This is a genomic window from Paenibacillus sp. AGC31, from assembly GCF_057334655.1.
Genome location: NZ_JBHFJH010000024.1, coordinates 522,695 through 537,773, shown reverse-complemented (window position 1 = coordinate 537,773; position 15,079 = coordinate 522,695). Strand labels below are relative to the sequence as shown.

Sequence of the window (15,079 nt, the reverse complement as noted above, 5' to 3'; positions counted from 1 at the left end):
TTCGTAAGAAGCGGAAGAAGTCCAGCTATACGCCATCTGTGATTTATCCGAATCGCCTGAAGCGCAAATTTCATGCCACAGCCCCCCAGCAAAAAATGGTGACGGATATTACTTATATTTCGGATGGAAACACATTCGTTTATCTGTCTGTCATTCAAGACTTGTTCAACAACGAAATTGTAGCTTGGCAATTATCTAAACGGAACGATGTTCAGCTCGTATTGGATACGGTGGAACAATGGACACAAAAAAGAGACGTTTCGGAAGCCGTGCTCCATTCGGATCAAGGCTTCCAATACACGTCTCAGGCGTACAACACACGATTAGAAGCATTCGGCGTCAAAGGCAGCCACTCTCGCAAAGCAACCTGCCTGGATAACGCATGCATCGAATCTTTCTTTTCGCATCTCAAAACAGAGAAGCTGTACCTTAACCAGGGTAATTCAGAAGCAGAGATTCGACAAGCCGTGGAAGATTACATGTACCATTACAACTACCGACGATTTCAAGCCAAACTCAAACAGCGCGCACCGATTGAATATCGATGCGCGCTGGCAGCATAGCTTTTTTCATCTGTCTACTTGACAGGGGTATGACCATATGCAAGGTGGTAGTTTAGTTTTTTTATAATTTTAACCCAATCCCATAAAAAATGATTGAGGTTTTGATACGATATCACCAATACCACCAGAAATTATGCTAAGGGTTCTAGTTCCTTTGATATATATGGAACCTGACTTTCCTGAAAAAGAGGCAGAATTGTTAGTCGCAACAGCATCATGAACCCAAGAGTTTCCAGGGTGGAAACCCTGAAGAGAGCTTGAACTACCAGTAACTTTGGTTATATTCCCAGAACTATTTCTATCATAATACACGGTAGCTGTAATCCAAGAAAGGTTTGCCCCTGCAGCCAATCCATCTCCCCAAACTGTAGCTGTATTGGAACCAGCTGCAGCAGCCCTCATCTGAGGAGCTGATGACGCTTTAAAGCTTTGGTTAGCAATATCTGAATAATACGTCAGTAGAGCAGCATATTCATCCAAATCATCTACAGTTGTTGCTCCTTTGTTAAGTTGCACAGTACTAGCATTTTCAGTTTTCTCTACTGTAAATCCTGTAGCTTTCAAAATTTCTTCTTTCGATTTATATTTCCCTTTTACTTCTTCAAAGTACTCTGCTGGCACAATATCACGAACAGAAACTGTCTCTACCTCAGCAGAAACTTTCACATCATTAATAGTGGTTGAAACTTCATTAGCACTAGCACTAGCAACAACTAAAGAATTAAGTAACATTGCACTGGATAACAATACAACTGCACCTTTTTTCATCATATAAATACCTCCTAAATATTTGTTTTATTGTTATTTTTTAACCTAAAAAGGTTATAAAGGTAATGTTACCATATAAGTATTTAATAGTCTACTCTTTTTAAATAATTTTGTATTTTTTTGTTAATATAAATTGTTAATATGATAATTGTACTCTTGCTATAGTCAAGCGTTCTACCGATTTCTTTTAGGCAGTAACGCAATTAAATCTCTTAATTTTCTTCATATATATATAACTTCTCTTTCCAAAATTTTTATAACATCTGTATACAGCTTGCCTTTGTTATATATGATAAGGAATGTTGCCCTCGAGCTTTTCATTACGTTTTTTGCTTCATATAATTGTTTTATCAATTTGCTCCTTTTCTTCATGTACTCTTCAATATATATTTTCTTATCACTCTTAATTCTCACTTTATTACCCATAATTATACAACATATTCAAGTTTATTTCTCCCATTATTCCCATATCATCCACTCATTAGCTGTCTGTTTAACTACTACTTCAAGGATATTTCTATTACTACACGCAAAATAAAAAAAGAACTCAGGTGGGTGTTAATCCACCTCGGGAACGTCCAATCGCTTGCTTTGCCCCTTTTGCGACTGATCCATGCTGGTACTCATACAATCGAAGCATCAATCATCACACTTTCCTAATAAGAATTTAGGGAAATATGCTTCAACAACACTCCATCCAAAATGCCCGCTTTCTGTCAGCGTCTAAAACCGGTGTAGACGGATTTCCTATTGGGGAAGTGGTCTTGTAGGTCAGCGCTAACATAATTCGATTGTCCACTACGGGATGCCCTCCTTGTGGTTTCGTTCAGATGGAAAAAATTTGAATTAGCCACCATTGTCTCACGTGAATTTCGTATCGTATATTACCATTTAATTAGTTTGAACACACACCCTAGTATAGTCAAACTTTCGTTGTGTTTTTTATACTTACGATCATCCAAAAAATCCTGATATGAAAATGATAAACAACACAAAAACCACTCCTTAATTAAGAAGTGGTTTTTGTGTTGTTTATCATTTGTAACAGTGACTGCTTCACAAATTCTTGTCACATCGTAACGAGAATTCACTCTGCTAGGCACATGATGCTTTAAAGGATTTTACACCTTTATTACATCATGCCGCCCATTCCACCCATACCGCCCATGTCAGGCATTCCGCCGCCAGCACCTGCTGGTTCTGGTTTGTCAGCGATAACTGCTTCAGTAGTCAGGAACATTGCTGCTACAGAAGCAGCGTTTTGCAATGCATAACGAGTTACTTTTGCAGGGTCAACGATACCAGCTTCGATCATGTTAACCCACTCGCCAGTTGCAGCGTTGAAGCCAATTCCTGTTTGTTCTTTTTTCAGACGTTCCACGATTACGGAACCTTCTTCGCCAGCGTTAGCTGCGATTGTGCGGATTGGTGCTTCCAGAGCACGCAGGACGATGTTTACGCCTGTTTGCTCGTCACCGGACAGAGCTACAGCCGCAACCGCGCTATATACGTTCATGAGCGCTGTACCACCACCGGATACGATACCTTCTTCAACCGCAGCGCGAGTTGCGTTCAGGGCATCTTCGATGCGAAGTTTGCGTTCTTTCAATTCTGTTTCAGTAGCCGCACCAACTTTGATTACTGCTACACCGCCGGACAATTTAGCCAGACGCTCTTGCAGTTTCTCTTTGTCGAACTCGGAAGTTGTTTCTTCCAGTTGTGTACGGATTTGGCTAACACGTGCATCGATATCGGATTTGTTACCAGCACCGTCAACGATGATTGTGTTTTCTTTTGTTACACGGATTTGGCGAGCTGTACCCAGTTGTTCCACAACAGCGGATTTCAGGTCCAGACCCAGTTCTTCCGTGATCAATTGGCCACCAGTGAGGGCAGCGATGTCTTGCAGCATTGCTTTACGACGGTCACCAAATCCTGGAGCTTTAACAGCTACAGCATTGAATGTACCACGCAATTTGTTCACAACCAGCATAGCCAGTGCTTCGCCTTCGATATCTTCAGCGATCAATACCAGCGGTTTGCCTTGTTGAACGATTTTCTCAAGCAATGGCAAGATGTCTTGCGTGCTGGAGATTTTTTTATCTGTGATCAAGATGTACGGATTGTCCAAAACAGCTTCCATTTTGTCCGTATCAGTGATCATGTAAGGAGAGATGTATCCACGGTCGAATTGCATACCTTCAACCACTTCAAGCTCTGTAGCGAATCCTTTGGATTCTTCTACTGTGATAACGCCATCTTTACCCACTTTTTCCATAGCTTCAGCGATCAGTTCGCCTACTTCTTCGTCAGCTGCAGAGATTGCTGCAACTTGTGCGATGGATTGTTTGGAATCGATTGGTTTGGAGATGGATTGCAATTCAGCAACCGCAGCTTTAACCGCTTTGTCGATCCCTTTACGGATACCGATTGGGCTAGCGCCTGCAGTTACGTTTTTCAGACCTTCTGTGATCAGCGCTTGCGCCAATACAGTTGCTGTTGTAGTACCGTCACCGGCAACATCGTTGGTTTTCGTTGCTACTTCTTTAACCAGTTGTGCACCCATGTTCTCGAATGCATCTTCCAGTTCGATTTCTTTAGCAATGGTTACACCATCGTTAGTGATGAGCGGGCTTCCGAATTTTTTCTCCAGAACCACGTTACGGCCTTTAGGACCGAGTGTTACTTTTACTGCATTAGCCAATGCGTCCACACCACGAAGCATGGAGCGACGAGCGTCTTCACTGAATTTAATGTCTTTAGCCATCTTAAGAAAACCTCCCTAGTTTTTGTTGAAAAATGGTGGTGCTATATGGTTCGGTTATCCGATTAAATTTGAATTAGTCGAGAATCGCGTGAATATCGCTCTCTTTCATAATCAAATATTCTTTACCTTCGAATTTGATTTCTGTACCGGCATATTTGGAGAAAATAACGCGATCTCCTTCTTTCACTTCCAGAGCTACACGTACGCCGTCTTTCAATACTCCAGCACCAACTGCAATGATTCTACCCTCTTGCGGTTTTTCTTTGGCGGAGTCCGGGAGTACGATCCCGAAAGAAGTTGTTTGTTCTTGCTCCAGTGGTTCTACCAATACGCGTTCACCTAAAGGTCTGATCATGAAAAATAGCCTCCTTTTGAAATTATATAACGTTACATTGTAGGTTGTAGCCATATGTATTAGCACTCGACAGTGTTCAGTGCTAACAACCAACTTTATGATACTCAACTTGAAGCATGATTTCAAGTCCTTTTGACGAATTCCTGCGAGAATTTACGTTGAATTTACACAAACATAGCCAAATTACACCCGCTGTGCCTGGTTCTATGTTGCAATTCACTAATCTTATTCTACGAAATTGTTTAGCCCTTCTGCAACGTTAGCAGACAGTCCCTTTCCCATTGTATCCATTGTTGAACATAATATGCCTGCTTGTCCTGTAGTTTGGTCGGCAGTCTACAGAAATAGCCCGGATAAGAACATACCGTCTTTTCCGGGCACATTACAGCTTATCCTCATTCAGCCTGCATGTTTCTTATCCTCGGCACGAACGTAGCGGGATTCGATCTCTTCATCGGCTGCAAGCTGCTTGCGGTATACGATTGCGGATAATAACACACTGATCTCATATAACAGGAGCAAGGGAATCATCACCAGCAGATCGGAAATAAAGTCTGGAGGTGTAATGACCACTGCAATGAAGATCAAGACAAAATAAGCAACTCTGCGCATCTTGCGAAGGCGAATTGGATTCAGAATCCGCAGTCCTGTCAGAAACATAATAAATAAAGGAAGTTCAAATAACAGGGACACAGGCAGCACAATACCAAACAGGAAGCTGAAATACTGTTTCATCCCGTAGGTCTCCACAAGCCCCATCTTCTCCGTAATTGCTGTTGTGAAGGCAAGTGCCATCGGAAATATAACATAATACGAGAAAGCCATACCTGTCAGAAATAAAAGAAACACATAGGGCACATACTTCAGCGTTGCTTTTCGTTCGCGCGGCTTTAGTCCTGGACTAACAAACTTCCAGATCTGATACACCGTAAACGGCAGCGTAATAATAAGTGAAAACAAACCGGCAATCTTCATGTAGATGCCTATCCCGTCCCAGAACGAGAAGGCATGTAAAACAAAACCTTTTGCCGACTCTGCCTTGGTCAGATATTGGTATACCGGGTCCGCCACAAAAAATCCTGCAATCAGGCCCAGCACAAATATACTTAATACGTAGATCAGCCGCTTCCGCAGCTCACTCAGATGTTCCGTAATCGACATTTCTTCCATTTGCTGCGTCATGCCTGCCCCCCATTATTGCCAGCTTAAAATACAAAACCCTTCCGGCAGGAAGGGATTTCTCTTTCATTGCCGTCAAGATTATTCCGGCAGGCGTTTATCAGCAGGCTTGTCTGCAGGTGTGCTCTCAGCCGCCAGCGGTTTCGCCTTCTCCTGCTCTTTTCGATTGGACGAGTCATCCTCAGAGATAATCTCGCGAGCGCCCTCTTTGAATTCACGGAAGGTACGCCCAACTGCACGTCCCAGTTCCGGAAGTTTGTTGGGTCCAAACAACAACAATGCAATCACGGCCAGCAAAATAAAACCCGTTGGTCCAATGGAACTTAACATTGATAATCCTCCTCGTCTCAAGCTTCGAAGATGCGCATACTCGGCCAGATGTTCATAGATGTCTCTACTGCGTTCTTAATTTAAGCCCATCATACCATAGATGTAACCACTTACATAACCCGCAAAATTCACAAATAAGAGATGTCACTAGAACAATCTAACAACGGTCATGGCTAATCGGATATCTTGCCCAAGAGTCCATGCCCAATTATTGCTTGAACTGACCCGTAACCATCAGCAGCGCTTCCGGAAGCTGATCCATAATGGCAGCCAGATGTTCGTGCACACCCTTTGGTGTACCTGGCAGATTCACAATCAGCGTGCGTCCACGAATGCCACATACCCCACGGAACAGCATTGCAGAACGGTTTTTGCTCATTACACTGTACCGCATGGCCTCTGCCATCCCGGGAACTTCTCGCTCAATTACGCGCCGGGTCGCTTCCGGAGTAATATCACGAATGGCCAGCTCCGTGCCACCGGTAGTCAGCACCAGATCGGCGTGAAAATAATCCGTCATCTCAATCAAAGCCGCAATGATCTCATCGGGTTCATCCGGAACGATACGGTACTCCACGATTTGACCACCCAGCTCTTCTTCCACCAGCTCCCGAATGACTTGTGCACTCGTATCCTCACGTTCCCCGCGGGCTCCTTTGTCACTGGCTGTCAGGATTGCTGTTCTCCACACCATAAAGATCACCCTTCTCCTCTATGAAAATAAATATTGCCTATCGGCTGTAATCACCGTTTTTGCCACCACTCTTGGAATTCAGCATGGTTGGACCGATAATCATATCTTTTTGCATGGCCTTGCACATGTCATAGACCGTCAGTGCTGCAGCTGAGGCAGCCGTGAGCGCCTCCATCTCAACCCCCGTTTTGCCTTCGGTTTTGACAGTAACTTCAATGTGTAATTCATCCACTCCGTTATCATGAAAACGAATATCTACACCCGTCAGTGCCAGTGGATGGCACATCGGAATCCAGTCCGACGTTTTCTTCGCGCCTTGAATCCCGGCAATCTGAGCCACAGCCAGAACATCACCTTTACCGATTCGGCCCTCCCGAATCGCTTCCAGTGTATCTGGATTCATCGTCACTTTCGTCACGGCCACAGCCGTACGTACGGTAATTTCCTTACCCGAAATATCAACCATCCGGGCCCGGCCCTGTTCATTAAAATGGGTAAGTTTACCACCGGAATCCTGGCCGTTGTTCACTTCTGAACTCAATCACATCACAACCCTTTATTCGATATGTAATATACCTTCGGTTGTTATCAACAGATCAATCCGCAGATCGAGCAGGTCCATCGGGATTTCCTCCTGTAACTGACCCGGCAACACCATCGCAGCCATCAACGGTTTCTTGCCCGGCATCGCACATGTTGCTGCAAGCGTCTCGGCAAAACGATCATAATAACCGCCACCATAACCAATACGCCCGCCATGGAGATCATAACCAAGCCCCGGTACCAATATGAGATCGATACCCGGCCAATCATCAGGCGTCAGGACTTCACAGGAATCCTTGGGTTCCGGTATCCCCCATATGCCTGGCTCCAGATCTTGTTCTCCGGTCACTCGCCGTAGCTCCATTCGAGGTGGATTCGCCAACACTTTTGGTGCAAACATCACATCTCCATGTTTCCAGCCCTCTTGAAACAGAAAAGCTGTGGACGCTTCGCTTCCATAGGACAAATAACTGAATATGACGAGTGGTCTGTTCACGACCTTACTCTTGGCCTGTCTAAGGCGCTCCAGCTCCCGCTTCACTCCAGCGTTAATCTTAGTCATTGCCTGCTGACGCATGCTTGCATCCATCAGATCACGGCTCTGTCTCAGTCTGGATCGAAGCTGACTTTTCAGTTCCGCATGATCCTGCATATCCTTGAATAACCTCCTGTTGATAGGGAAGGTAGAAAAAAGCTCTCATTTAAAACAATTTATATGTTATGACCAGTTGTCATCTTGTTGAATGGTTAAAATGATTCATTTTCTGCAAAATCCTCATGTAATAACATGCCTTCTTTCAGTTTATCATTGATTGATCAAAAAGACTACATACCCCATGCGTTCCCAATCGGTGCAATTGCTCTGTATTTCATGTAAACTGGGATATAGTTGTCATATCAAGAACTGGACCTATGGAGGAACTTAATTTTATGCTGCTGCAAGTATCCGGAATTATCAAACGTTTTGGTGTCGATCCTATCCTGGACGGCGTGAACTTACAAATATTAGAACGCGAGCGCATCGGCCTCGTTGGTGTAAACGGTGCAGGAAAATCCACTTTGCTCAAAATTGTAGCCGGTGAAATGTCCTATGATGGAGGACAGATTTTCAAATCCAAAGAAACGACGCTCGGTTACCTCGCTCAGAACAGCGGGCTTCAATCCGACCGTAACATCTGGGAAGAAATGATGAACGTCTTTGCTCACCTGACACAGGCTGAAGCCGATTTGCGTCAGATGGAACGCGATATTGCCGACCCTGCCCAGATGGAAGACGAGAAAAAGTATGCGGACCTGCTGGAACGTTATGCAAAACGCTCCGACTGGTTCAAGGACCATGGCGGTTATGAGATGGAAACCCGCATTCGCAGCGTACTGCACGGGATGGGATTCGGCGAATTTTCGCCAGACACCCCCATTGCTACGCTGAGCGGCGGGCAGAAGACACGCCTTGCGCTTGCTCGAATTCTGCTTCAGGCACCCGATCTGCTCATGCTGGACGAGCCTACCAACTATCTCGATATCGCCACCCTTACTTGGTTGGAAGATTATCTGAGAGGTTATTCAGGCGCACTGCTCGTGGTATCCCATGACCGGTACTTCCTTGATCGACTCGTAACGACCATCGTTGAGATCGAACGTCACCGCTCCAAAAAATATACGGGAAATTACAGCCGTTATATGGAGCTCAAAGCTGCCGAATATGAAACTCAGATGAAGCAATATGAGAAACAACAGGGTGAAATCTCCAAAATGGAAGATTTTGTCCAGAAAAACATTGTACGTGCTTCGACGACCAAACGGGCGCAAAGCCGGCGCAAAGCCCTCGACAAAATGGAGCGCCTTGATAAACCGATGGGAGATTTGAAAAAAGCCCACTTTTCCTTCGAAACAGCTGTTATGTCCGGCAAGGAAGTACTTCGAGTGGATCAGTTGTCTGTCGCTTATGACGAGGCCTCTCCATTGTTCCGCAATGTATCCTTCGATCTGCGGCGCGGGGAGACCGTTGCTCTAATTGGTCCAAACGGTATCGGTAAATCTACCATGCTGAAGTGCCTTACGGGAAGTTTACGTCCGGTAACCGGGGAGATCCAATGGGGAACAAAAGTGCAGATTGGCTATTATGATCAGGAACAGACTGGGCTCAATCCGTCCAATACGGTTCTCGAAGAGCTGTGGAGTGCCTACCCTGGGATGGAAGAAGCCCGTATTCGGACTGTACTGGGGAACTTTTTGTTCAGCGGTGACGATGTGCTCAAGAAGATTTCCTCCCTCAGCGGAGGTGAGAAAGCACGTGTGTCTCTCTCCAAGTTGATGCTGAAGGAAGCCAACATGCTCATTCTGGACGAGCCTACCAACCATCTCGACCTGTTTGCCAAAGAAGTGCTGGAAGCGGCATTAATGGATTATGAAGGCACTCTGCTGTTCATCTCCCATGACCGGTACTTCCTCAATAAAATGGCTGAACGCATTGTTGAGCTTCATCCAGGCGGCACAGAACAATATCTCGGTAATTACGATGATTATGTGGAGAAAAAACAGGAGCTTGAGGACATCGCACGTGAAGCTGCTGAGGCACGTCAGGTTTCGTCCAAGAACTCGTCCAAATCCGATCTGAACACAGCCACAACCGAAAAATCCGGAGCGGCTTCATTCGAAGCGGAAAAACAGGCGAAACGTGAAGAACGTAACCGTCAACGCAAGCAGGAAGCTCTGGAACAACAGATTGCGGAGTTGGAAACAAAGATTACCGAACTTGAGGCACAGATGGCTCTGCCTGAAATCTATCAGGATTATATGAAGCTGCAAGAACTCCAGCAACAATCGGAGAAACACAAAGTAGAACTCACCAAAGCATACGAGGACTGGGAAGAACTAGCTATGGAATAGTAGGACGAATTGTACAGACTCAGACCATGGCTTGATCGCGTCCATACAAGTATAGTTGTACCACTGGCTGATTCCTTATTGGGATCAGCTTTTTGTTTGTTACGGATGAGTATTGAAGGTATGCACCTTATGTTCTGTATGTTCCTTGAGATTGATCTCTAACATACGGAGGTTAGGGAAGCTGTTTTGACTTTTGTCAAATTTACTCGAATGAAGAGAAATATTTTTATCCCCTTTTCCCTCACACTTATCCACATGAAAGCAAGATAGCAAGCACATTAATAAGCTTAATTATACAGCGGTAGAATAGCCTTTTACACACAAAAACCATATTTATCCACCAAGTTATCCACTTTATCCACAACTTTGTGGATAGTAAGGAGTCATTCTATCCCCTAAACCCTTTTCGTTTCGAAAACTATACTGGTTTGACTTTATCCTAGTTACCCACAATTTTCACTGGATATGTGGATAACTATAGTCACACCTTGACAAATGCATCCTTCCACTCCTCAATGCTCCTCCATAATAAGACAAAAGCAGACCTTTGTCGTTCAAGGCCTGCCCGTCATTGATTTACTATATGCCATGCATATTTACAACGAATTGCAATTGCTACTATTGCCGCTGTAGATACGATCTGGCAAAGATGTTTTAGGCATGTGCTTCTTGTTCATGATGTTCGGAAGACTCCGCCTTCAGCCCAGCAGCATTACAAGCCGCTACATAAGCAAGACCGGCAGCCATGACGATATCATTATGTGTTGCCGTTCCCCGGAACTCACGTCCTGCACGCTCCACGGTAACTACAGCTTCTGCACTTGCACCCTCTCCCCCACTCAAGGCATGCATCTCCATATCAACAAACGCAATATCATCGGAAATGCTTTGACCAATCGCACGGATGGTTGCATCCACGGGTCCCCCGCCAACAGCGGAGTATGATTGTTCTCCAGCGCTTGTGCGAATGCGAACGGCGGCCATTCGATCCGTCATGCTGCCCGCTGTCACCTGCAATTCAACCAGTTCATAGTCCTGTGCAGGAATATTCATGGTCTGGCTAACCATCTGTAATAACTGGTCGTCACTGACCACTTTTTGCTGGTCTGCGGTTTCTTTGAACACCTCATACAATTGCTCCATCTGTTGCTCATCCGGCTCAAAACCGTATTTACGAACCCGATCCTTCAGGGCGTGACGACCGGAGTGTTTCCCCAAAATAATCATGCTGCGCGGAATACCCAGCGCTTCCGGGTCCATAATCTCATAGGTGCTGCGATTCTTCAGCAGACCATCCTGATGGATGCCAGATTCATGCTGGAATGCATTACGTCCCACCACTGGTTTGTTGTAAGCAATCGGGAAGTGCATCGCACGGCTAATCTGACGTGAAGTCTCATACAGCTGATTCAGCTTAATGTTCGTCGTTGCACCAATTGCGTCTCCCCGAGTCTCCAGCGCCATAATCAGCTCTTCCAGTGCACAGTTCCCTGTCCGTTCTCCGATACCATTGATGGTTACTTCAATCTGGGTAGCTCCATTGGCAATCGCAGCCAAACTATTGGCTACGGCCAGGCCCAGATCATTGTGACAGTGAGCACTATAGCGAACCTGATCGCCGCCTCTTGCACCCTCACGCACCCGGCGGAACATCTCGCCATACTCATGTGGCAGGGCATAACCGACCGTATCCGGCAGATTAATAATGCTCGCTCCAGCTTCAATGGCGACTTCAACCATTTCAATCAAATCGTCCATCTTGGTACGGGCAGCATCCATAGCTGTGAACTCTACGATGTCCGTGAACTGGCGTGCATAAGATACCATCTCACGAGCGGTAGCCACCACTTCACTGCGCGGACGGCGCAGTTGATGCTCGATATGAATATCCGAAGAAGAGATAAACAGGTGAATTCGGCGCCGTGCTGCATCCGCTGTTGCTTGAACAGCTGCATCGATATCACCTTTGACCGCACGCGCGAATCCGCAGATTTCCACGTTCTGCAACTGTCTCGAAATCGCCTGAACCGCCGCGAACTCACCTGGACTGGAGATCGGGAATCCAGGCTCAATGACGTCGATACCCAGAGAAGCCAGTTGGTGTGCCAGTTCAATCTTTTGCTCGGGCTGCAGACTTGCTCCTGGTGCCTGTTCTCCATCACGCAGCGTTGTATCAAAAATCTCAATCATGCGTTTGTTATTAGTTGTTGTCATATCCATCAACCTCCATCAAATTTTTATAAATATTTTCGTTACGATCCACGAGCCACAGAACACCTGCTAATCGCCGTCACTGTTGTTATATATTTTGTTTGTAAACACATATGTTGTTTGTAGCTTAGTCCTTGGTGATCAGTAATACCTATTGAATGTTTCGTGCCTATACTTGTTGTTCAATGTTCATTACTCGTTCGTTGTATATCATGCTTACCTTCATGACAGAGTGTACGTCGACTTACACCCTGACCTTCTGATTCTTCAATCTCCATATGGTTCTTCCCATGCCCACCCTGCTGCCGGCAGCAAACACAAATAACCCGCCATCTCATATAAGAGACGGCGGGTTATTATCCCCTCCGCGGTACCACTCTCGCTTGATGGGCCGGGCTTGCGCCGGACTCCATCCACCTCGTCGTCTCCGAGATCCGCTGGATGTGCGTGCAAGCACGACATCACTGGAATTCGGAGAAACACCCTATAACGGGGGTTAACCGTTGCTGTGTAACACATGTTGTTGTCCATCAGGACAACTGGGCGATAGATATCGTCCCCACGCTTCCACAGCTCCGTTCCCGGGCGAGATTCGAATGATTCCAGCCACTGCGTCGCACCACCCCGCAGCTCTCTGAGCGCTTTATCGTTCTACTGCTCCCGTTCATCACATTTATAATATGACCTAACTTCATTCATCCTAATTTTGAAAATCAAAAAAAGCCTGCCACCTCATGCAATAATGCAAGAGACGACAGGCTGTTCACCTTCGCGGTACCACTCTTGTTGACTTCCTTCCTGTTCATTCAAGACAACCCCTGAATGCTTTCGCATATCCGGATCACTTGAAGCAGCCTGAAAGCCCCCTCAGTTATCGTCAGTTGATCCTTGTAATAACGGTCCTACCAACAACGGCCCATTCACGGAGGCAACCCGTAACCATGTACTTTGGGCCATGATCGGCCTTCGGATTCTCCCGGGGAGTCACCGTGTTCCATCGTTCCGCTTCCAGGTGAGTTTCAGGTTTCCTTCGACTGCGTTGCACCATACCGCAGCTCTCTATAACCGGGAATGACCTTACTATTCCTGTTCATCGCGTTTATCAGTTCAGGAATCTGAATTCCTGTTTAAATTTGTAACTAAATATACATTCTTTACATCCCTGTTGTCAACTCTTAATCTCAAACTGCTTGCCTATACGGACTGAACGGACCATTCCTCCAGGGAAAGTCCCGGATCTGCCTTCGCATCAAATTCAGCAATTTCTCCCCGCTGCCATTTCAGATACGCAGCCGCTCCAATCATGGCCGCATTATCTGTACAATATTCCATTGGCGGGATTAACAGTTCAAGCCCTTCCTTCGTGCATCGCTCCTGTAATGCCGAGCGTAACCCCCGGTTAGCTGCAACACCACCGCATAATAACAGTTGACGTGAACCATACTCACGAACTGCTCTAACGGCTTTCTCCACCAACACTTCAACAACAGCTTCCTGGAAACCACGTGCAACCGCAGACGGCTCCAAGGTTTCTCCGCGCATTTTGGCCTGGTTGAGCACATTCAGTACAGCAGACTTCAGACCACTGAGACTGAAATCGTACGAACCTGCTTCCAGCCATACCCGTGGTAATGGCACTACGTCCTCCGCTTCAGACGCCATCCGGTCCACATGCGGGCCACCAGGATAAGGACAACCCAGTGCACGTGCTACTTTGTCATACGCTTCGCCTACAGCATCATCACGTGTACGACCAATCAGCTTGAACTTGCCCTCGGATTCCATATGCACAAGTTCTGTATGTCCACCGGATACGACCAGTGCCATCGCTGGATATTGCAGTTCATGAGTAAGTCGGTTGGCATAGATATGCCCGGCAATATGATGTGTGCCAATGAGCGGTTTGCCCAGTGCCATCGCCATCGTTTTGGCCGCAACGATACCCACCAGCAGTGCTCCGACCAGCCCAGGTCCCTGTGTTACAGCAATTGCACTTAGATCACGTGGACGAATGCCGGACTGTTCGATCGCTTGTTCCAGCATCAACGTAATGACTTCAACGTGTTTCCGTGAAGCCACTTCAGGTACTACTCCACCAAATGCCTTATGCGTCTCAATCTGACTTGAGATCAGATTGGACAGCACTTCCCGTCCATCCTTCACTACTGCTACCGACGTTTCATCACAGCTTGTCTCCACCGCCAAAATGTAGGATGGTGCAGAATTTATTTTTTCATTAAGTTCGTTCATGAATCCAGTACGCTTCCTTCCTCTTCGCCGCTCCGGCCTGCAGACGGCAAGTTCGCCCACATAATCATCGCATCTTCCCCATTATCGGAGTAATACCCCTTACGAAGACCCGCCGATTCAAACCCTTTTTTCTGATATAAACGCTGGGCAATGCTGTTCGAGACTCTGACCTCCAACGTCATTCGTTCCATCCCGAGATAAGCCGCTGTGCTCATTAATTCATCCAATAACTTTTCGCCAAGCTTGCGTCCACGATACGCGCCTCTGACTGCAATATTGGTAATATGGGCTTCATCCATGATTGTCCACATACCTGCATAGCCAATGGCCTTGCCTTCCAATTCCATCACCATATATTTAGCAAAATGATTGTGTGTCAATTCATTTTGAAATGCTTCTTCCGTCCAGGGCAGGGTAAAGGCCTCATGTTCAATCTCCATCACATCGGGAATATCCGCGAGTGTCATGAACCTGAACTGAAGCGTTGCTTCCTGCTTATTATTCGCCACATTGTCCATCTGCTTCCCCTC

The 15,079-nt window shown here is 46.1% G+C and carries 13 protein-coding genes and 1 other annotated feature; of the genes, 2 read left to right on the top strand and 11 right to left on the bottom strand.

Annotation, left to right across the window (positions count from 1 at the left end):
* Nucleotides 1–563 (top strand): IS3 family transposase (locus ACE04G_RS10155; protein WP_486094406.1); only part of this gene is annotated, 563 nt, incomplete at its 5' end.
* A gap of 69 nt (nucleotides 564–632) precedes the next feature.
* On the opposite strand, the gene ACE04G_RS10150 is transcribed toward ACE04G_RS10155, so the two are convergent.
* The 8 genes from ACE04G_RS10150 to ACE04G_RS10115 all read right to left on the bottom strand — a co-directional run bounded on the left by ACE04G_RS10150 (nucleotide 633) and on the right by ACE04G_RS10115 (nucleotide 7,851).
* On the bottom strand, nucleotides 633–1,334 hold the full coding sequence (locus ACE04G_RS10150; RefSeq protein WP_449003790.1) for a hypothetical protein: 702 nt from the start codon (nucleotides 1,332–1,334) through the stop codon (nucleotides 633–635).
* Nucleotides 1,335–2,463: 1,129 nt separating this feature from the next.
* Nucleotides 2,464–4,098, bottom strand: coding sequence for a chaperonin GroEL (gene groL / locus ACE04G_RS10145; protein WP_036611259.1), 1,635 nt, complete (start codon nucleotides 4,096–4,098; stop codon nucleotides 2,464–2,466).
* 73 nt (nucleotides 4,099–4,171) lie between these two features.
* Complete coding sequence (groES, locus tag ACE04G_RS10140; RefSeq protein WP_017690077.1) at nucleotides 4,172–4,453, bottom strand: co-chaperone GroES; 282 nt, start codon at nucleotides 4,451–4,453, stop codon at nucleotides 4,172–4,174.
* A gap of 399 nt (nucleotides 4,454–4,852) precedes the next feature.
* The gene (gene tatC / locus ACE04G_RS10135; RefSeq protein WP_405131605.1) at nucleotides 4,853–5,635 is read right to left on the bottom strand and encodes a twin-arginine translocase subunit TatC; all 783 of its coding nucleotides are present in this window, start codon (nucleotides 5,633–5,635) and stop codon (nucleotides 4,853–4,855) included.
* Nucleotides 5,636–5,713: 78 nt separating this feature from the next.
* Nucleotides 5,714–5,962, bottom strand: a complete 249-nt coding sequence (gene tatA / locus ACE04G_RS10130; protein WP_036611264.1) for a twin-arginine translocase TatA/TatE family subunit — start codon at nucleotides 5,960–5,962, stop codon at nucleotides 5,714–5,716.
* Between the two features lie 208 nt (nucleotides 5,963–6,170).
* The gene (locus tag ACE04G_RS10125; RefSeq protein WP_017690080.1) at nucleotides 6,171–6,656 is read right to left on the bottom strand and encodes a MogA/MoaB family molybdenum cofactor biosynthesis protein; all 486 of its coding nucleotides are present in this window, start codon (nucleotides 6,654–6,656) and stop codon (nucleotides 6,171–6,173) included.
* A 37-nt stretch (nucleotides 6,657–6,693) separates the two neighbouring features.
* A complete protein-coding gene (moaC, locus tag ACE04G_RS10120; protein WP_221819138.1) occupies nucleotides 6,694–7,197 on the bottom strand; it encodes a cyclic pyranopterin monophosphate synthase MoaC in 504 nt (167 codons plus the stop codon).
* Between the two features lie 15 nt (nucleotides 7,198–7,212).
* Nucleotides 7,213–7,851 (bottom strand): 5-formyltetrahydrofolate cyclo-ligase, encoded by a 639-nt coding sequence (locus ACE04G_RS10115; RefSeq protein ID WP_221819137.1) that lies wholly within the window; start codon nucleotides 7,849–7,851, stop codon nucleotides 7,213–7,215.
* Nucleotides 7,852–8,129: 278 nt separating this feature from the next.
* Between ACE04G_RS10115 and ACE04G_RS10110 the strand changes: the two genes are divergently transcribed.
* Complete coding sequence (locus ACE04G_RS10110) at nucleotides 8,130–10,088, top strand: ABC-F family ATP-binding cassette domain-containing protein (protein WP_449003793.1); 1,959 nt, start codon at nucleotides 8,130–8,132, stop codon at nucleotides 10,086–10,088.
* A 654-nt stretch (nucleotides 10,089–10,742) separates the two neighbouring features.
* On the opposite strand, the gene ACE04G_RS10105 is transcribed toward ACE04G_RS10110, so the two are convergent.
* From ACE04G_RS10105 to rimI, 3 genes are all read right to left on the bottom strand, one after another.
* On the bottom strand, nucleotides 10,743–12,302 hold the full coding sequence (locus ACE04G_RS10105) for a 2-isopropylmalate synthase (protein ID WP_036668956.1): 1,560 nt from the start codon (nucleotides 12,300–12,302) through the stop codon (nucleotides 10,743–10,745).
* 335 nt (nucleotides 12,303–12,637) lie between these two features.
* Nucleotides 12,638–12,976, bottom strand: a binding site (T-box leader).
* A 517-nt stretch (nucleotides 12,977–13,493) separates the two neighbouring features.
* Entirely contained in the window at nucleotides 13,494–14,549 is a 1,056-nt protein-coding gene (gene tsaD, locus ACE04G_RS10100; RefSeq protein ID WP_017690086.1) for a tRNA (adenosine(37)-N6)-threonylcarbamoyltransferase complex transferase subunit TsaD, read from the bottom strand.
* Nucleotides 14,546–15,067 carry a ribosomal protein S18-alanine N-acetyltransferase gene (gene rimI / locus ACE04G_RS10095; RefSeq protein WP_036668955.1) on the bottom strand — a complete coding sequence of 174 codons (522 nt, stop codon included), beginning with the start codon at nucleotides 15,065–15,067 and terminating at the stop codon, nucleotides 14,546–14,548. The genes tsaD and rimI overlap by 4 nt, the downstream gene beginning before the upstream one ends.
* Nucleotides 15,068–15,079 lie beyond the last annotated feature (12 nt).

What these genes read in the sequence shown, in the direction of transcription:
- ACE04G_RS10110 (WP_449003793.1), top strand. Translation starts at nt 8,130, where the DNA reads ATGCTGCTGCAAGTATCCGGAATTATCAAACGTTTTGGTGTCGATCCT.
- ACE04G_RS10115 (WP_221819137.1), bottom strand. Translation starts at nt 7,851, where the DNA reads ATGCAGGATCATGCGGAACTGAAAAGTCAGCTTCGATCCAGACTGAGA.
- tatA (WP_036611264.1), bottom strand. Translation starts at nt 5,962, where the DNA reads ATGTTAAGTTCCATTGGACCAACGGGTTTTATTTTGCTGGCCGTGATT.
- ACE04G_RS10150 (WP_449003790.1), bottom strand. Translation starts at nt 1,334, where the DNA reads ATGATGAAAAAAGGTGCAGTTGTATTGTTATCCAGTGCAATGTTACTT.
- ACE04G_RS10105 (WP_036668956.1), bottom strand. Translation starts at nt 12,302, where the DNA reads ATGACAACAACTAATAACAAACGCATGATTGAGATTTTTGATACAACG.
- ACE04G_RS10125 (WP_017690080.1), bottom strand. Translation starts at nt 6,656, where the DNA reads ATGGTGTGGAGAACAGCAATCCTGACAGCCAGTGACAAAGGAGCCCGC.
- groL (WP_036611259.1), bottom strand. Translation starts at nt 4,098, where the DNA reads ATGGCTAAAGACATTAAATTCAGTGAAGACGCTCGTCGCTCCATGCTT.
- rimI (WP_036668955.1), bottom strand. Translation starts at nt 15,067, where the DNA reads ATGGACAATGTGGCGAATAATAAGCAGGAAGCAACGCTTCAGTTCAGG.
- groES (WP_017690077.1), bottom strand. Translation starts at nt 4,453, where the DNA reads ATGATCAGACCTTTAGGTGAACGCGTATTGGTAGAACCACTGGAGCAA.
- tsaD (WP_017690086.1), bottom strand. Translation starts at nt 14,549, where the DNA reads ATGAACGAACTTAATGAAAAAATAAATTCTGCACCATCCTACATTTTG.
- tatC (WP_405131605.1), bottom strand. Translation starts at nt 5,635, where the DNA reads ATGACGCAGCAAATGGAAGAAATGTCGATTACGGAACATCTGAGTGAG.